The following is a 16,246-nucleotide window of genomic DNA, read 5'->3' as shown; positions in this document are numbered from 1 at the left end:
TGGTCAGTTCTGCCTTTCGAGGAGGAGGCCCGTGGGCTCGGTCGGGGTGCCGTGGTCGGCGATCTGCGTGCCGCGCAGCCAGGTGGACTTCACGACGCCGTGCAGGGTCTTGCCCGCGTACGCCGTGACCCGGTTGCGGTGGTGGAGTTCGGCCGGATCCACGGTGAACGTTTCTTCGGGGGCGAGCACGGCGAAGTCGGCGTCGCGGCCGGCCTCGATCGCGCCCTTCTGCGCCAGCCCGGCGAGGGCGGCCGGGGCGGCGGACATCCAGCGGACGACGTCCTCCAGGGTCCGGCCGCGGCGGCGCGCCTCGGTCCAGATGGCCGGCAGGCCCAGCTGGAGGGAGGAGATGCCGCCCCACGCGGTGGAGAAGTCGCTGGTCTTCAGGTCCGCGGTGGAGGGCGAGTGGTCGGAGACGATGCAGTCGATGGTGCCGTCGGCGAGCGCGTCCCACAGGAGGTCCTGGTTGGCGGCCTCGCGGATGGGCGGGCAGCACTTGAACTCGCTCGCGCCGTCCGGCACTTCCTCGGCCGTGAGGGTGAGGTAGTGCGGGCAGGACTCGACGGTGATCTTGACGCCCTCGGCCTTGGCCGCGGCGATCAGCGGCAGCGCGTCGGAGGAGGACAGGTGCAGGACGTGGACGCGGGCGTTCAGCCGCTTCGCCTGGGCGATGAGGTTGCCGATGGCGGTGTTCTCGGCGTCGCGCGGCCGGGAGGCCAGGAAGTCGGCGTACTTGGGGCCGGGGACCACGGGGGCGGCGTCGAGGTGGTGCGGGTCCTCGGCGTGCACGATCAGCAGGCCGCCGAAGCCGGTGATCTCCGCGAGGGAGGTGGCCAGCTGCTCCTGGTCGAGCTCGGGGAACTCCTCCACGCCCGAGGGCGACAGGAAGCACTTGAAGCCGTAGACGCCGGCGTCGTGCAGCGGGGCCAGGTCCTTGACGTTGTCCGGGAGGGCGCCGCCCCAGAAGCCGACGTCCACGTGCGCCTTGGCGCGGGCGACCTCCTGCTTGACGCGCAGGTTGTCGACCGTGGTGGTCGGCGGGAGGGAGTTGAGCGGCATGTCGAGGATCGTGGTGATGCCGCCGGCCGCGGCGGCGCGGGTGGCAGTCCAGAAGCCCTCCCACTCGGTGCGGCCGGGGTCGTTCACGTGGACGTGGGTGTCGACCAGGCCGGGGAGCAGGACGTCGTCGCCGAAGTCCTCCAGCCGGGCTCCGGCCGGTACCTCGGCGTCGTGTGCGAGCACGGCCGTGATCTTCCCGCCGGCGACGGCGACCGAGGCGGCGCGCGTCCCCTCGGGGGTGATGACGCGCGTCGAGCGCAGTACCAGTTCCACAGCCACGTCGGCCACCGGAACCTCCCCATCTACTTCCACAGAGCGAAATTCAACGTTCTGTTGACGGAGTCTTCCCGGCGATCCGGGAGCAGTCAAGAGCGCCCGGACGGACCACTGACACACCGGGACCGCAATTGGAGGTTTCCACAGGATGGAATTAAGATTTCGCCATACAGAATGTAGCTACCACCACCGGGAGTCGGGCGGACAACTTCCCGAGGACGTCCGCCACCAGGACAAACCACCTCTGACCGGCGGCGACGGCCCACACCCCAGCACTAGGGCCGACGCCGGCCGCCGGGTAGGCTGCTCCCTTGCCTGCCAGCACCGAAAGGACCGCGCCGTGCCGACGTCCAGCGCCAGCACCACCGACGCTTCCTCAAAGACCCCTGCCGCCAGCGGTGGCGTCCAGTCCCTTGAGCGCGCCTTCGATCTGCTCGAACGCATGGCCGACGCCGGGGGCGAGGTCGGCCTCAGCGAGCTCTCGGCCGCCAGCGGTCTGCCCCTGCCCACGATCCACCGCCTGATGCGCACGCTGGTGGCGTGCGGGTACGTACGCCAGCAGCCCAACCGACGGTACTCCCTCGGCCCCCGCCTGATCCGCCTCGGCGAGTCCGCGTCGCGCCTGCTGGGCACCTGGGCCCGCCCCTACCTCGCCCGTCTGGTCGAGGAGACCGGCGAGACTGCGAACATGGCCCTGCTCGACGGGGACGAGATCGTCTACGTCGCCCAGGTGCCGTCCAAGCACTCGATGCGCATGTTCACCGAGGTCGGCCGCCGGGTGCTGCCGCACTCCACCGGTGTGGGCAAGGCACTGCTCGCCCACACCCCCGCCGACGAGGTGCGCGCCCTGCTGGCCCGCACCGGGATGCCGGCGGCGACCGAGAAGACCATCACCACGCCCGAGGGCTTCCTGGAGGCGCTGGAGCAGGTGCGCAGGGCCGGCTACGCGGTCGACGACAACGAGCAGGAGATAGGAGTCCGCTGCCTGGCCGTGTCGGTGCCGAACTCGCCGACCGCCGCCGCGATCTCCATCTCCGGCCCGGCCGGCCGCGTCACCGAGGCCGTGACCGAGTCCTTCGTCCCGATCCTCCAGAACGTCGCCGCCGAGCTGTCGGTGGCCCTGGCCAACCAGAGCCCGGCGTAGCTCTGCCGCACGGCCGTACGAAGGCCCCGGCGCCCCCACCGAGGGGGAGCCGGGGCCTTGCGCGTACGCGGCGCCTGGGCCTTGCGCGCACGCGGGGTCAGGGCCTCGCGCGCACGCGGGCTCAGGGCGCGGCGACGGGGTCCTGGTGCCCGGCCGTCAGCCGGCCGTCGGCCATGGTCGCCGTACGGTCCATCCGCTCCAGGTGGGCGTGGTCGTGGGTGACCAGCACGGTCGCGGTGGAGCGCTCGCGCGTCAGGGTGACCAGCAGGTCCAGCACGGCCGCGCCGCGCTCGTGGTCGAGGGCGCTGGTCGGCTCGTCGACGAGCAGCACGGCGGGCTCGTTCATCAGCGCGCGGGCGATGTTGATCCGCTGGCGCTGGCCGCCGGAGAGCTGGTGGGGGCGCTTGTCGGCCTTGTCGGCGAGGCCCACCGCGTCCAGCAGTTCCAGCGCCCGGCGGCGCAGGGCCTTCACGGGCCGGCCCGCCACGTGCGCCATGACCTGGAGCTGCTCGGCGGCGGTCAGCGAGGCCAGCAGGTTCGGCTGCTGGAAGACGATGCCTATCTTCTCCCGGCGCAGGGCCGACTTCTCTGCGGGACCGAGCCGCGTGGTGTCCTCGCCGGCGACGACGACCCGGCCGCGGTCCGGGGTGACGAGGGTGGCCGCGACCGCGAGCAGGGAGGACTTGCCGGAGCCGGAGGGTCCGATCACCGCCGTGAGGGTGCCGGCGGGCACCTCCAGGCCGACCGCGTCCAGGGCGGTGAGCCGGCTCTCCCCGTCGGGGTAGGTGAGCGTGACGTCGTGGACGAGGAGGGTCATCGGGCGCTCCCGAGGGCGGTCAGCGGGTCGACGGCGGTGATCCGCCGGATGGACAGGGCCGCGCCCAGCGCGCCGAGCGCGATCATGATCGCGGCGGGGACGAGCACCGTGGCGGCGTCGAGGACGAAGGGCACGTCGCCGCCGCTGATCAGCGCGCCGAATCCGGCGGCGAGCGCGGTGCCCAGCCCGGTGCCGATGGCGAGCATCACGACGGCCTGGCCGAGGGCGTCCCGCAGCAGGTAGGGGGTGGAGGCGCCGAGCGCCTTCAGGACGGCGATGTCGCCGCTGCGCTGGATGGTCCACACCGTGAAGAAGGCGCCTATGACCAGGGCCGAGATGGCGAAGAGGAAGCCGCGCATCAGCTGGAGCGAGCCGTTCTCGGCCTGGTAGGAGCCGATGGCTCCCAGGGCCTCGTCGACGGTCTGCGCCCTCGTGCCCGCCGCCCGGTCGGCGGCGGCGAGGTCCGGGCCGCTGCCGGAGACGGCGACGACGGTGGCGAGGGTGTCGATGGAGGTGCCGGGGTTGCCGATGCGCTGCCAGTCGTTGAGGTCCATCCAGACCACCGGGGTGTGGCTGTAGGCGGCGGTGCCGGCGACGGCGGCCACGGTCAGTTCCAGCGGGCCGATCTTGAGCCGGGCGCCGGGGGTGAGGCCGCCGAGCTCCTTCGCCGCCTTCTGGGCGAGGACCACCTGGCCCTGCGCGAGGCCCGCGTCCCGCGGCGCGAGCCCGCCCGCCGGGTCCACGCCGAAGACCGAGACCGCGGCGGTGCGCTCACCCGAGACGGCGTTGGTGGTGCGGATGCCGAGGGGCTGCGCCGCCTTCACGCCGGGCTGCTCCCGCCAGGCCAGCCATGCCGACTCGGGCACCTGGGAGTTGGTGAAGGACACCTTCTGGTCCCCGGCGGGAGCGGCGAAGGCCAGGTGCGAGGCGGGCAGGCCGGTGATGGCCGAGATGTTCTCCCGGGCCAGGCCGGCGGTGAGCCCGGACAGCAGGCCGACCAGCAGCGTGATCAGCAGCACGACCGAGCCCATGAGGGCGAAGCGGCCCTTGGCGAACCGTAGATCTCTCCATGCGACGAACATGTCCCCCACCTTGGTGTTCCGCGTGGACACAAGGCATCGCGCCACAGTAGTGATCCTCGTATCGAAGGGCGCACCGGTACATCAAACTTTCGGTTGACCGGGGCCGGCCGTGACCGACTTACGCTGGTTCGGACATGACTGCTGCCGCTCCCCCCGTCCCGCCCGGCGCCGGCGCGCCTCCTGCCGCGCCCGCCGCCGCCACCCCCGCCGCCGCCGCCACCGCCACCGCCACCGCCCGGGCCCTGACCCCCGTGTCGAAGGTGCTGAAGCTGTGCCTGCACGCCCTGCTCCTCGGGCTGCTCGCACTGGCCGCCGGCCGGGCCGTCGCCGACTCCGCGCCCGGGGCCGGCCGGGTGGTCGCCGCCTGCGCGCTGCTGGCCGCCGTGTACGCGGCCGGCGTCCGGGCGCCCGCCGTGCACAGCTCGCCGCGGGCGGGCGCGCTGTGGCTGGCCGGGCTCGGGGCGGCCTGGGCCGGCCTGCTGCTGGTCTCCCCCGACGGGCTGTGGATCGCCTTCCCGCTGTACTTCCTGGAACTGCACCTGCTGCGGCTGCGGTGGGGGGTCACGGCCGTCGCGGTGACCGCCTGCGCCGCCATCGGCGGCTTCCTCGCGCACAGCAGCGCGGCCACCCCGGGGGCCTTCCTCGGGCCGCTGCTGGGCGGCGCCGTGGCGGTGGCGACCGTACTGGGCTACCAGGCGCTGTACCGCGAGAGCGAACGGCGCCGGGAGCTGATCGAGGAGCTCATCACGACCCGGGCCGAGCTGGCCGCGGCCGAGCGCGGCGCCGGGATCCTGGCCGAGCGGGAGCGGCTGGCCCGGGAGATCCACGACACCCTCGCGCAGGGCCTGTCCTCCATCCAGCTGCTGCTGCGGGCGGCCGAGCGGGCGCTCCCCGAGGGCGCCCCGGCCCTGCCGCACATCGCGCGGGCCCGGGAGGCCGCCCAGGACAACCTCGCCGAGGCGCGCCGGTTCGTACGCGCCCTGACGCCGCCGGACCTGGAGCACGGCTCGCTCGCCGCGGCGCTGGAGCGGCTGTGCGCGGGCGTGCCGGGGCCGCGGGTGCGGTTCTCGCTGAGCGGCCGGCCGCGGGTGCTGCCGACCCCGTACGAGGTGGCGCTGCTGCGGATCGCCCAGTCGGCGCTGGCGAACGTGGTGCGGCACGCCCGGGCGGGGCGCGCGGAGATCACGCTGACCTTCATGGACGCCTCGGTGACCTTGGACATCGTCGACGACGGGCACGGCTTCGACCCTTCCTCGGCCGCCTCCGGATCGGGCGACGGCGGCTCGGGCGACGGCGGCTTCGGGCTGCCCGCCATGCGCTCGCGCGCCGAGACCCTGGGCGGGCTGTTCACGGTGGAGTCCGCCCCCGGGCAGGGCACCGCCGTGGCCGTCACCCTGCCGCTGCCCCTGGAACATCTGGAACGCAACGACCCCGTGGAGTCCCCGTGACCATCCGTCTCCTGCTCGCCGACGACCACCCCGTGGTCCGTGCGGGCCTGCGTGCGGTCCTGGACACCGAGGCGGACTTCGCGGTGGTGGCCGAGGCGGCGACCGCCGAGCGGGCGGTGGAGCTGGCCGCCGGGGAACCGGTGGACGTGGTGCTGATGGACCTGCAGTTCGGGCCGGGCATGCACGGCTCGGAGGCGACGGCCCTGATCACGGCCCGCCCCCGGGCACCCCGGGTGCTGGTCCTGACCACCTACGACACGGATGCGGACATCCTGGCGGCAGTGGAGGCGGGCGCCTCGGGCTACCTACTCAAGGACGCCCCGCCGGAGGAGCTGGCGGCGGCCGTGCGCACGGCCGCCGCGGGCCAGTCGGCGCTGGCCCCGGCGGTGGCGCTGCGCCTGATGGACCGGATGCGGATGCCCGCGGAGGCGCTGACGAAGCGGGAGCTGGAGGTGCTCCAGCTGGTCGCGGACGGCCTGTCGAACCAGCAGATCTCCAAGCAGCTCTTCCTCAGCCAGGCCACGGTCAAGTCCCACCTGGTCCACGTCTACGCGAAGCTCGGCGTCGAGTCCCGCACGGCGGCGGTCGCCGCGGCCGCCACGCGCCGCCTGATCCGCACCCCGTAGCCGCGGCCCCCGCCCCCATGACCGGGGCCTACGCCACCCAGTGCGGGCGGTCCACCGACGGGGGCAGGGGGACGCCGTCGTGGAAGGCGGCCGCGAGGCGGCGTACGCCCTCGTCCAGCCGGTCGGCGGGGAGGGTGTACGGGATCCGGAGGCGGTGTTCGAAGGTGCCCGGGTCGACGCCGAAGCGGGCGCCCCGGCCGATGTGCACGCCCGCGGCCGCGGCCCGTTCGGCCAGGGCCGAGCTGACCGGCTCGCCGAGGTCGACCCAGAGCGAGAGACCGCCCGGCGGTATCCGCCAGGACCATTCCGGGGTGTGCCGCTGGAGCGCGTCCACCAGGGCCGTGCGCCGCTCGCGCAGCTGGTCGAGGCGTGCGGGCAGGGTGCGGTCCATGCCGTCCAGCAGCGGGAGCGCCACGAGCTGGTCGAGGACCGAGCCGGTCATGTCGGCACAGACGCGCAGGGCCGTCAGCTCGGTGACCATCTTCGCGGTGGCTCGGATCCAGCCGACGCGCAGGCCGCCCCAGTGGGTCTTGCTGAGCGAGCCGATGGTCACCACGTGGTCCGCGCCGCCGCGCGGGGCCAGCGAGGCCAGGGGCGGGGGCGCGGGGACGTCCAGGGCGATGTCGGCGATGGTCTCGTCGACCACCAGCCAGGTGCCGGTGCGCCGGGTCGCCGCCAGCAGCCGCAGCCGCTGCTCCTCGGGCATGAGCGCGCCCGTCGGGTTGTGGAAGTCGGGGATCGTGTACGCCAGCCTCGGCACGGTCTGGCGCAGCGTGGACTCGGCGATCTCCATGTCCCAGCCGGTGTCGGAGACGGCGATGGACCCGGTGCGCAGCCGGGCGTGGCGCAGGGCGTCCAGGGCGTTGGCGTAGGTGGGGCTCTCGGTGACGACCCGGTCCCCGGCGCGGCAGAGCAGGCTGACGACGAGGGTGAAGGCCTGCTGGGCGCCGGAGGTGACGAGGATCTGCTCGGGGCGGGTGGGCAGGCCGCGCCGGGTGAAGCGGTCGGCGACGGCCGTGCGCAGGTCGGGCAGGCCGAAGGGGTGGTAGCCGGGGCTGCGGGCGGCGTCGGGGAGCCGGGGCGCGGCCCACGCGAGGGCGTCGGCGAGGGCTCCGTCGGGGGCGCCCATCGCGGCGATGGCCAGATCGATGCCGGGTTCGCCGTCGGCGCTGTGGCCGCCGGCGCCGACGAGGGCGTGGGCCCCGACGGGGCGGTGGCCCTCGGGGAGCTCGGTCCAGGTGCCGGAGCCGCGCCGGCTGCGGACGTAGCCGCTCTCGCGCAGCAGGTCGTAGGCGCCGGTGACGGTGGCCCGGCTGGCGCCGACGGCCTCGGCGAGTTCTCGTTCGGCGGGCAGGCGCACGTGCAGGGCGACGCGGCCGTCGAGGATCAGGGTGCGGACGGCTTCGGCGAGCGAGCGGTAGCCGGGGCGGGCGAGCACGTCGGCGGGGAGCAGCGCCGCGAGCTGGCGGCTGCCGATGGTTCTGTCCGCTGTCTGGACCACTCGCCCGTTCGCCATGCCAACCTCCCCTGATTGGCTCTGACGGCCAGGCCAATCCAGGACCAGACTCGCGGTATTGGCCCCCGATTGGCAAGGAGACGCCGAGATGCTGACCGACCGTGACGAACGTGCCCTGCTGGCCGCCGCCGAGAACCGGATCTCCCGCCCGCTGCGGATCGGGGCCGCGCTGGCCGCCGTACGGCGCAGCTTCGCGCGGCGGCCGGGGGATCGCGCGCAGGGGCGAGAATCGGTGGCATGTCATCCCACACGCACTCCGATTCACCCGTGATCGCGGGACTGCTCCTGGCAGCCGGCGGCGGCCGGCGGCTCGGCGGCCGCCCCAAGGCCCTGCTGCCCTACCGCGGCCGCCCGCTGGTGGAGAACGCCGTGCGGGTGCTGCGGGAGGCGGGCTGCGGCCCGGTGCACGTGGTCCTCGGCGCCTCGGCGGCCGAGGTCCGCGAGCGCGCCGACCTGTCGGGCTGCGTGGTCGTGGACAACCCGGACTGGGCGGAGGGGATGGGCTCCTCGCTGCGGGTGGGCCTGGCCTCCCTGGCCGGTACGGACGCGAGCGCGGCCCTGGTCTCGCTGGTCGACCAGCCGGGCATCGGCCCGGCGGCCGTGTCCCGGGTCCGGGAGGCCTACCGCTCCCCCGCGAGCCTGGCGGCGGCGGCCTACGACGGGGAGCGCGGGCATCCCGTGCTGTTCGGCGCGGACCGCTGGGCGGACATCGCGGCGACGGCGACGGGCGACAAGGGTGCCCGGGTCCATCTGGCGCGCCACGCCGGAGAGCTCATGCTGGTGGAGTGCTCCGACGTCGCGGAGGCCTTCGACATCGACACGCCGCCCGACCTGGCGCGACTCCTCTGAGCACCGCGTGACGACAGTGGCACCGAGGGCCACCGGCAAGTGGAATCTGTCGACTCAGAGAATCTCGACATCAACAAACCATTGAACTTCCACCATGAGGAAATTACTATCCACTGGTCAGAAGCGCCCTGAACCCACAGACGGCGCCCGCGACCGTATTTCGGAACTCTCCACACCCGACGGCACTGCGTGCCGTCTCGCGCGAGCATTCCCCGCGGCCGCCAGGCACCGCCGCTGAAGGAGTGACAGTTATGTCCGCACCAGCGCCGTCCCCGCTGGCCATCGTCGACGCCGAGCCCCTGCCGCGGCAGGACGAAGTCCTCACCGAGGCGGCCCTCGCGTTCGTGGCCGAGCTCCACCGGCGGTTCGCCCCCCGCCGCGCCGAGCTCCTCGCCCGCCGCGGCGAGCGCCGTGCCGAGATCGCCCGGACCTCCACCCTCGGCTTCCTCCCGGACACCGCACAGGTCCGCGAGGGCGACTGGAAGGTGGCGCCGGCCCCGGCCGCGCTGAACGACCGCCGTGTGGAGATCACCGGTCCGACGGACCGCAAGATGACCATCAACGCCCTGAACTCGGGCGCCAAGGTCTGGCTCGCCGACTTCGAGGACGCCTCGGCCCCCACCTGGGAGAACGTCGTCCTCGGCCAGCTCAACCTGATCGACGCCTACGAGCGCCGCATCGACTTCACCGACTCCCGCACGGGCAAGGCGTACGCGCTGAAGCCCGCCGAGCAGCTCGCCACGGTCGTCATGCGGCCGCGCGGCTGGCACCTGGAGGAGCGCCACCTGCAGTTCGAGGGCGGCCCGGCCTCCGGCTCGCTCGTCGACTTCGGCCTGTACTTCTTCCACAACGCCAAGCGCCTGATCGGCCTCGGCAAGGGCCCGTACTTCTACCTGCCGAAGACGGAGTCGCACCTGGAGGCCCGCCTCTGGAACGACATCTTCGTCTTCTCCCAGGACTACGTCGGGATCCCGCAGGGCACCGTCCGCGCGACCGTCCTGATCGAGACGATCACCGCCGCGTACGAGATGGACGAGATCCTCTACGAGCTGCGCGACCACGCGGCGGGCCTGAACGCGGGCCGCTGGGACTACCTCTTCTCCATCGTGAAGAACTTCCGCGACGGCGGCGAGAAGTTCGTCCTGCCGGACCGCAACGCGGTGACGATGACCGCCCCGTTCATGCGGGCGTACACCGAACTGCTCGTCCGCACCTGCCACAAGCGCGGCGCGCACGCCATCGGCGGCATGGCGGCCTTCATCCCGTCCCGCAAGGACGCGGAGGTCAACAAGATCGCGTTCGCGAAGGTCAAGGCCGACAAGGACCGTGAGGCGGGCGACGGCTTCGACGGCTCCTGGGTCGCCCACCCCGACCTGGTCCCGATCGCGATGGCCTCCTTCGACGCCGTCCTCGGCGACAAGCCCAACCAGAAGGACCGGCTGCGCGAGGACGTCTCGGTGGCGCCGGGCGAACTCATCGCGATCGACTCGCTCGACGCGAAGCCGACGTACGAGGGCCTGCGCAACGCCGTCCAGGTCGGCATCCGCTACATCGAGGCCTGGCTGCGCGGCCTCGGCGCCGTCGGCATCTTCGGCCTGATGGAGGACGCGGCCACCGCCGAGATCTCCCGCTCGCAGATCTGGCAGTGGATCAACGCCGGAGTCGTCTTCGAGAACGGCGAGCGGGCCACCGCCGAGCTGACCCGCGAGCTGGCGGCGCAGGAACTGGCCGCGCTGCGCGCCGAGGTGGGCGAGGAGGCCTTCGCGGCCGGCAAGTGGCAGCAGGCCCACGACCTCTTCCTCAAGGTCTCCCTGGACGCGGACTACGCCGACTTCCTCACGCTCCCGGCGTACGACCAGCTGGTCGGCTGAGACCCCGGATCCGGCCGAGACGCACAGCGGCCGGACCACGCAGGCTCCGCCCCCGCCGCCCACGGCAGCGGGGGCGGAGCCGTGTCCGGCGCCCGGCGCACCCGCCGGGCGGCTCCCGGCCCCGCGCGTCCGCCGGAGGCGGCGATCGCCCCAACCCACCTGCAACACAAGGACGTTGGGCCCGCAGGCGGCCCAGGGGACCGAACGACCGATCGGTCGTTACTGGTTCGTAACTTCCCCGTACCTAGCGGTAACAAGCGGGCCCGTGTCACCTTTCCGATGCCACCGGCCGGCGGTACCCCCACTTTCCCAGCCACACGAATCGGCAACGCAGTCGTTGCCGGCTTCGGCGTGGCCGAACGCAGGAGTTCCGCAGTGATCGGATTCCGCAACGTCAGCAAGGACCGGGTCCCGCGTCGGGTGCGACGACTGGCCTGTGCGGCCGTGACCGTGCCGCTCGCCGCCGGCGCGCTGCTGGCCGGCGGCGCCGGAACCGCCGGGGCCGCCCCCGGGACCGGGCCCACGGCCGTGGTGGCCATGGGCGACAGCTACATCTCCGGCGAGGCCGGGCGCTGGAAGGGCAACAGCCTGACCAACACCGGCAGCCGCAACGGAACGGACCGGGGCTGGGTCAGCGGCAGCACCTACGATCCCGCCCGGGTGTACGGGACCACGGCCGGCGGCTGCCACCGGTCGGACTCGGCCGAGGTGCGCAGCGCCGGGGCCATCGCCGACGTCGCCGTGAACCTGGCCTGTTCCGGGGCCGTCTCGCAGAACGTCTTCCGCGCCTCCAACGGCGGCGTCCCCTACAAGGGCGAAGCCCCGCAGGCCGATCAGCTGGCCGCGGTGGCCGCGAGCAACAACGTCAAGGTCATCGCCCTGTCCATCGGCGGCAACGACCTGGGCTTCGCCGACATCATCAAGGACTGCGCCCTCGACTTCGTCATCTGGAACTCGTACTGCTACGACGACCAGCAGTACGGCGTCGACCAGAAGATCGACGCGGTCATGGCCGACGTCGGCAAGTCGGTCGACGAGATCCGGGCGGTGATGCGTGCGGCCGGGTACACCGACTCCTCCTACCGGATCGTGCTCCAGTCCTACCCGTCGCCGATCCCGCGGGGCGCGGAGAACCGGTACACCCAGAGCGACTGGAGCCGCCTCAACACGGGCGGCTGCCCCTTCTGGAACCGGGACTCGGACTGGGCGCGCGACTCGCTCGTGCCCCAGATCGCGAACCGCATCAAGGGCGTCGCCGCGGCCAAGGGCGTGCAGTTCCTCGACCTGCGGGACATGCTCCAGGGGCGTGAGGTGTGCGCGAAGGCGAGCAAGCTGGTGAGCTCCACCGTGCCGGCGTCGGCGAGGACGAGCGAGTGGGCGCGCTGGATCGACAACAACGAGTCGCAGGGGCTGATCCAGGAGTCCATGCACCCCAATTACTACGGCCAGCTGGCCGCCGGCCGGTGCCTGGCCCTGGCGGTGGCGCAGCCCGCGTCCTCCGCCACCAGCTGCAAGAACACGGCGGGCGGCGACCACACCGGGATGTTCCTGACAGCGGCGCCGTAGCGGTGAAAACCGGATGATCGACGGCGGTGCCGACTGGCATGCTCTCGCGCATGGCAGTTCGCACCGCACGTCCCAATCTCTACATCTCCGTCGACATCGAGGCCGACGGACCCATTCCAGGACCGTATTCGATGATCAGCTTCGGGGCCGCCGTCGCCGGCCGGCAGGAGGGGGACGCGTACACGGCCGCCGATCCGCAAAGGCGCACCTTCTACCGGGAGTTGCGGCCGATCAGTGACGCGTTCGTGCCCGAGGCGCTGGCCGTCAGCGGGCTGGACCGCGACCGGCTGGTCCGGGAGGGCGCCGATCCGGCGAGGGCCATGGCCGAGTTCCGCACCTGGGTGCGGAAGGTGTCCGCGGACGCCCAGCCGGTGATGTGCGGCTACCCGGCTTCCTTCGACTGGACGTTCCTGTACTGGTACCTGATGCGGTTCGGCGGGGACAGCCCCTTCGGGCACTCCGGGTGCCTCGACATGAAGACCCTCTACGCGACAAAGGCGCGGGTGCCGCTGCGGGCGGCGGTCAAGGGGCGGATGCCCCGTGAACTGCTGTCCCGGCGGCGCCACACGCACCACGCACTCGACGACGCGATCGAGCAGGCCGAACTGATGAGCAACCTGATGCTCTGGCGGCCCTGATCCGGCGCGCCGTCACCGTACGTACGGGCGCACGGCGGTTCGCCCGTACCGGACGCGGCGGTGCGCTCGCCACACCCGCAGTGGGTGGCGAGCGCACCGCCGCGCTCCTTCCGGCCGGTCAGTGGACCGGCACCGGTTCGGGTGCGGCCCCCGAGGCCGCGCCCTTCCTGGCACCGAGGTGGTTGAAGGCCAGGTTCAGCACGATGGCCACGACGCAGCCGGTGCTGATGCCGGAGTCGAGGACGACCAGCAGGTCCTTGGGGAAGGCGTGGTAGAAGTCCGGCGCGGCGATCGGGATCAGGCCGATGCCGACGGACGCGGCGACGATCAGGGCGTTCTCGCCCTTCTCCATGGCCGCGCCGGCCAGGGTCTGGATGCCGCTGGCGGCCACGGAACCGAACAGGACGATGCCGGCACCGCCCAGGACGGGCAGCGGGACCACGCCGATGACGGAGGCCGCCATCGGGCACAGGCCCAGCAGGATGAGGATGCCGCCGCCCGCGGCGACGACGAAGCGGCTGCGCACCTTGGTCATGGCGACCAGGCCGATGTTCTGGGCGAAGGCGCTGCACATGAACCCGTTGAACAGCGGGCTGATCGCGCTGCCGAGGGTGTCGGCGCGCAGGCCTCCCGCGATGGCCTTCTCGTCCGCCGGCCGGCCGACGATCTTGCCCAGGGCCAGGATGTCGGCGGTGGACTCGGTCATGCACACGAGCATGACGATGCACATCGAGACGATCGCGGCGACCTGGAACTGCGGCGCGCCGAAGTGGAACGGGGTGGGGAAGCCGACCACCGAGGCGTTCCTGACGGCGTCGAAGCTGGTCATCCCGAGCGGCAGGGCGATCAGGGTGCCCGCGACCAGGCCGAGCAGGATGGAGATCTGCTGGAGGAAGCCGCGCAGGAACTTGCGCAGGAGCAGCACGATCACCAGGGTGACCGCGGCCATGCCGATGTTCTTCATCGAGCCGTAGTCGGCGGCGGTGCGGTTGCCGCCCTGCGACCAGTTGAAGGCCACGGGCAGGAGCGAGACGCCGATCAGGGTGATGACCGTGCCCGTGACGACGGGCGGGAAGAAGCGGACGAGCTTGCCGAAGTAGGGGGCGGCCAGGAAGCCGATGGCCCCGGCGACGATGATCGCGCCGAAGATGACGGGGAGGGCGTCCGCGCCCTCCCCCTTCCCTATGGCGATCATCGGGGTCACACCGGCGAAGGAGACGCCGTTGACGAAGGGGAGTTTGGCGCCGATCTTCCAGAAACCGAGGGTCTGCAGGAGGGTGGCGAGGCCGGCGGTGAAGAGCGAGGCGCCCATCAGGAAGGCGGTCTCGGTGGCGGAGAGTCCGACCGCGGGGCCGACGATCATGGGCGGGGCCACGACACCCGCGTACATGGCGGCCACGTGCTGCAGGCCGCTCGTGAACATTTTCAGCGGAGGCAGGGTCTCGTCGACCGGGTGCTTCTCCTCCGGTACTGCGACTGCGTCTTTGCGAAACCTGGGCGGTTGGGCCACGGCTTCCTCCGGTCGGGTAACACGTCGGCAGGGACGTGGGTGTCATGGAGGTGGTGCGAAAGCGGTGCGAGTCGAGCGCGTGTGAAGTTGTGGGTGGAGCAGGTGGTTCTACTTCTTGTCCCAAGGGGTGCAGAAACGATTCGCCCAATCGCCGCTCCCGCGATGCGCCATGGCGCTGGTGGCACGAGTCACCGCTCCCGGGGACGCCCTCGGATCTCCTCGGGCGCCTCCCGGGAACGGCTGCCCACGGACCCCGCTCGGGTCCGCGGCCGCCGGCCGGGGGCCGTCCCCCCCGGCCGGACTCCGGGGGATCAGGCCTGCGCGATCCGCGCGAGGCGCTGGGCCTCTTCCCGCGTGGACACCGCGATGGCGTCCTCGTCGGCGAAGAGCAGCCGGTTGTTCTCGACGATCTGCTTGCCGTTGACGAACGAGGCCGTCACCGGGGCGGCCGCACCGAAGACCAGGGCGGTCACCGGGTCGGAGATCGAGGAGTGCAGGAAGGTGCTGAGGTTCCACAGGACCAGGTCGGCGCACTTGCCGACCTCCAGCGAACCGATGTTGTCGGCGCGGCCGAGGACCTGGGCGCCTCCGTACGTGCCCAGGCGCAGGGCCTGGCGCGCGTTCAGGGCGCGCTCGCGGTGGACCGGGTTCAGACGGTTGATCAGCAGCGCGTTGCGCAGCTCGGTGTGCAGCTCACCGGACTCGTTGGAGGCGGTGCCGTCCACGCCGAGGCCGACCGGGACGCCGGCGGCGAGCATGTCCGGTACCCGGGCGATGCCGGCGGCCAGACGGGCGTTGGAGGACGGGCAGTGCGCCACACCGGTCTTGGTGCGGGCGAACGCGGCGATGTCGGAGTCGTTCATGTGGACGCTGTGCGCCATCCACACGTCCTCGCCGAGCCAGCCGGTCGACTCGAAGTAGTCGGTCGGGCCCATGCCGAAGAGCTCGTGGCAGAACTTCTCCTCCTCGACCGTCTCGCTGCCGTGCGTGTGCATGCGCACGCCGAGGCGGCGGGCCAGCTCGGCGCCCTGCTTCAGCAGCTCGGTGGAGACCGAGAAGGGGGAGCAGGGGGCGACGGCGACCTGGGTCATCGAGTCGAAGGAGGCGTCGTGGAACTTCTTGACGGTCGCCTCGGTGTCGGCCAGCGCGCCTTCGAGGGTCTCGACGGCGTGGTCCGGGGGCAGGCCGCCGTCCTTCTCGCTGCGGTCCATGGAGCCGCGGGCGAGGGTGAAGCGGACGCCCATCTCGGACGCGGCCCGGATGATCGAGCCGGACAGGTCGCCGGAGCCCTTGGGGAAGACGTAGTGGTGGTCCATGGCGGTGGTGACACCGCCCTTGGCCATCGCGGCGAGGGAGCCCTGCGCGGCCGTGTACGTCATCTGCTCGTCGATGCGCGCCCACGTCGGGTACAGCGCGACCAGCCAGTTGAAGAGGTTGTGGTCGGTGGCCAGGCCGCGCGTGATCCACTGGTAGAAGTGGTGGTGCGTGTTGACCAGACCGGGGGTCACGAGGTGCCCGGTGCCGTCGATCCGGCGGACTACGTTCTCGAGGTTCTCGGGGGCCTTGCCCGCACCGATGAATTCGATCTTGTTGCCTGCGACGACGACGTGGCCCGAGGCGTACTCGGTGTCATGGGCGTCGACGGTCGCGATCGCACAGTTCTCGATGACGATGCGCTGGGTGGCGCTGTCATGGGCTGCCGATGCTGCCATGGGACTTCCTCGTGCTTTCAGTGGCGGTGCGGGCACGGCAGGACCCAGGGGATTTGAGTGCCGGAGCCGGGGCCTTGGCAGCTGACAGTACTGCCGTCCCGTGGGGTGCGTCCGGGTGCCGATTCAGGAAGT

General features: G+C 72.4%; 14 protein-coding genes. 8 read left to right on the top strand and 6 right to left on the bottom strand.

Annotated elements, in window-relative coordinates; genetic code table 11:
• Positions 1–3: 3 nt before the first annotated feature.
• Positions 4–1,338: an allantoinase AllB gene (gene allB, locus AB0O53_RS12285; protein WP_434094379.1), complete on the bottom strand. Its 1,335-nt coding sequence runs from the start codon at positions 1,336–1,338 to the stop codon at positions 4–6.
• A 337-nt stretch (positions 1,339–1,675) separates the two neighbouring features.
• Between allB and AB0O53_RS12280 the strand changes: the two genes are divergently transcribed.
• Positions 1,676–2,479 (top strand): IclR family transcriptional regulator, encoded by an 804-nt coding sequence (locus tag AB0O53_RS12280; protein WP_030852090.1) that lies wholly within the window; start codon positions 1,676–1,678, stop codon positions 2,477–2,479.
• Positions 2,480–2,600: 121 nt separating this feature from the next.
• Here AB0O53_RS12280 and AB0O53_RS12275 read toward each other — a convergent pair whose 3' ends face one another.
• Entirely contained in the window at positions 2,601–3,296 is a 696-nt protein-coding gene (locus AB0O53_RS12275) for an ABC transporter ATP-binding protein (protein WP_350992366.1), read from the bottom strand.
• Complete coding sequence (locus tag AB0O53_RS12270) at positions 3,293–4,378, bottom strand: ABC transporter permease (RefSeq protein WP_365194969.1); 1,086 nt, start codon at positions 4,376–4,378, stop codon at positions 3,293–3,295. The genes AB0O53_RS12275 and AB0O53_RS12270 overlap by 4 nt, the downstream gene beginning before the upstream one ends.
• A 134-nt stretch (positions 4,379–4,512) precedes the next feature.
• Here AB0O53_RS12270 and AB0O53_RS12265 point away from each other — a divergent pair, with 134 nt between their 5' ends.
• Positions 4,513–5,826, top strand: coding sequence for a sensor histidine kinase (locus tag AB0O53_RS12265; protein ID WP_365194966.1), 1,314 nt, complete (start codon positions 4,513–4,515; stop codon positions 5,824–5,826).
• A complete protein-coding gene (locus tag AB0O53_RS12260; RefSeq protein ID WP_365194963.1) occupies positions 5,823–6,452 on the top strand; it encodes a response regulator in 630 nt (209 codons plus the stop codon). Before AB0O53_RS12265 ends, AB0O53_RS12260 begins: the two co-directional genes overlap by 4 nt.
• A 28-nt stretch (positions 6,453–6,480) precedes the next feature.
• On the opposite strand, the gene yczR is transcribed toward AB0O53_RS12260, so the two are convergent.
• Positions 6,481–7,968 carry a MocR-like transcription factor YczR gene (gene yczR / locus AB0O53_RS12255; RefSeq protein ID WP_365194960.1) on the bottom strand — a complete coding sequence of 496 codons (1,488 nt, stop codon included), beginning with the start codon at positions 7,966–7,968 and terminating at the stop codon, positions 6,481–6,483.
• 88 nt (positions 7,969–8,056) lie between these two features.
• Here yczR and AB0O53_RS12250 point away from each other — a divergent pair, with 88 nt between their 5' ends.
• The 5 genes from AB0O53_RS12250 (at position 8,057) to AB0O53_RS12230 (ending at position 12,892) form a co-directional block, all read left to right on the top strand.
• On the top strand, positions 8,057–8,239 hold the full coding sequence (locus AB0O53_RS12250; protein ID WP_350992375.1) for a hypothetical protein: 183 nt from the start codon (positions 8,057–8,059) through the stop codon (positions 8,237–8,239).
• Positions 8,206–8,817 carry a nucleotidyltransferase family protein gene (locus AB0O53_RS12245; RefSeq protein WP_350992377.1) on the top strand — a complete coding sequence of 204 codons (612 nt, stop codon included), beginning with the start codon at positions 8,206–8,208 and terminating at the stop codon, positions 8,815–8,817. The genes AB0O53_RS12250 and AB0O53_RS12245 overlap by 34 nt, the downstream gene beginning before the upstream one ends.
• 251 nt (positions 8,818–9,068) lie before the next feature.
• Positions 9,069–10,688 (top strand): malate synthase A, encoded by a 1,620-nt coding sequence (gene aceB / locus AB0O53_RS12240; RefSeq protein ID WP_365194956.1) that lies wholly within the window; start codon positions 9,069–9,071, stop codon positions 10,686–10,688.
• Positions 10,689–11,063: 375 nt separating this feature from the next.
• Positions 11,064–12,254 (top strand): GDSL-type esterase/lipase family protein, encoded by a 1,191-nt coding sequence (locus tag AB0O53_RS12235; protein ID WP_434094372.1) that lies wholly within the window; start codon positions 11,064–11,066, stop codon positions 12,252–12,254.
• Positions 12,255–12,304: 50 nt separating this feature from the next.
• Positions 12,305–12,892, top strand: a complete 588-nt coding sequence (locus AB0O53_RS12230; protein ID WP_365194951.1) for a 3'-5' exonuclease — start codon at positions 12,305–12,307, stop codon at positions 12,890–12,892.
• Between the two features lie 118 nt (positions 12,893–13,010).
• On the opposite strand, the gene AB0O53_RS12225 is transcribed toward AB0O53_RS12230, so the two are convergent.
• Together AB0O53_RS12225 and AB0O53_RS12220 are read right to left on the bottom strand one after the other, a co-directional pair.
• On the bottom strand, positions 13,011–14,402 hold the full coding sequence (locus AB0O53_RS12225; protein WP_350992382.1) for a nucleobase:cation symporter-2 family protein: 1,392 nt from the start codon (positions 14,400–14,402) through the stop codon (positions 13,011–13,013).
• A gap of 311 nt (positions 14,403–14,713) precedes the next feature.
• A complete protein-coding gene (locus tag AB0O53_RS12220) occupies positions 14,714–16,114 on the bottom strand; it encodes an 8-oxoguanine deaminase (protein ID WP_350992384.1) in 1,401 nt (466 codons plus the stop codon).
• Positions 16,115–16,246 lie beyond the last annotated feature (132 nt).

It is taken from the genome of Streptomyces erythrochromogenes, from assembly GCF_040684695.1.
Lineage (GTDB): Bacteria > Actinomycetota > Actinomycetes > Streptomycetales > Streptomycetaceae > Streptomyces > Streptomyces erythrochromogenes_C.
The sequence above is the reverse complement of the archived record's forward strand: the minus strand, read 5'-3'. Positions and strand labels throughout refer to the sequence as shown.

What these genes read in the sequence shown, in the direction of transcription:
- AB0O53_RS12275 (WP_350992366.1), bottom strand. Translation starts at nt 3,296, where the DNA reads ATGACCCTCCTCGTCCACGACGTCACGCTCACCTACCCCGACGGGGAG.
- AB0O53_RS12270 (WP_365194969.1), bottom strand. Translation starts at nt 4,378, where the DNA reads ATGTTCGTCGCATGGAGAGATCTACGGTTCGCCAAGGGCCGCTTCGCC.
- AB0O53_RS12265 (WP_365194966.1), top strand. Translation starts at nt 4,513, where the DNA reads ATGACTGCTGCCGCTCCCCCCGTCCCGCCCGGCGCCGGCGCGCCTCCT.
- yczR (WP_365194960.1), bottom strand. Translation starts at nt 7,968, where the DNA reads ATGGCGAACGGGCGAGTGGTCCAGACAGCGGACAGAACCATCGGCAGC.
- AB0O53_RS12250 (WP_350992375.1), top strand. Translation starts at nt 8,057, where the DNA reads ATGCTGACCGACCGTGACGAACGTGCCCTGCTGGCCGCCGCCGAGAAC.
- AB0O53_RS12245 (WP_350992377.1), top strand. Translation starts at nt 8,206, where the DNA reads ATGTCATCCCACACGCACTCCGATTCACCCGTGATCGCGGGACTGCTC.
- aceB (WP_365194956.1), top strand. Translation starts at nt 9,069, where the DNA reads ATGTCCGCACCAGCGCCGTCCCCGCTGGCCATCGTCGACGCCGAGCCC.
- AB0O53_RS12230 (WP_365194951.1), top strand. Translation starts at nt 12,305, where the DNA reads ATGGCAGTTCGCACCGCACGTCCCAATCTCTACATCTCCGTCGACATC.
- AB0O53_RS12220 (WP_350992384.1), bottom strand. Translation starts at nt 16,114, where the DNA reads ATGGCAGCATCGGCAGCCCATGACAGCGCCACCCAGCGCATCGTCATC.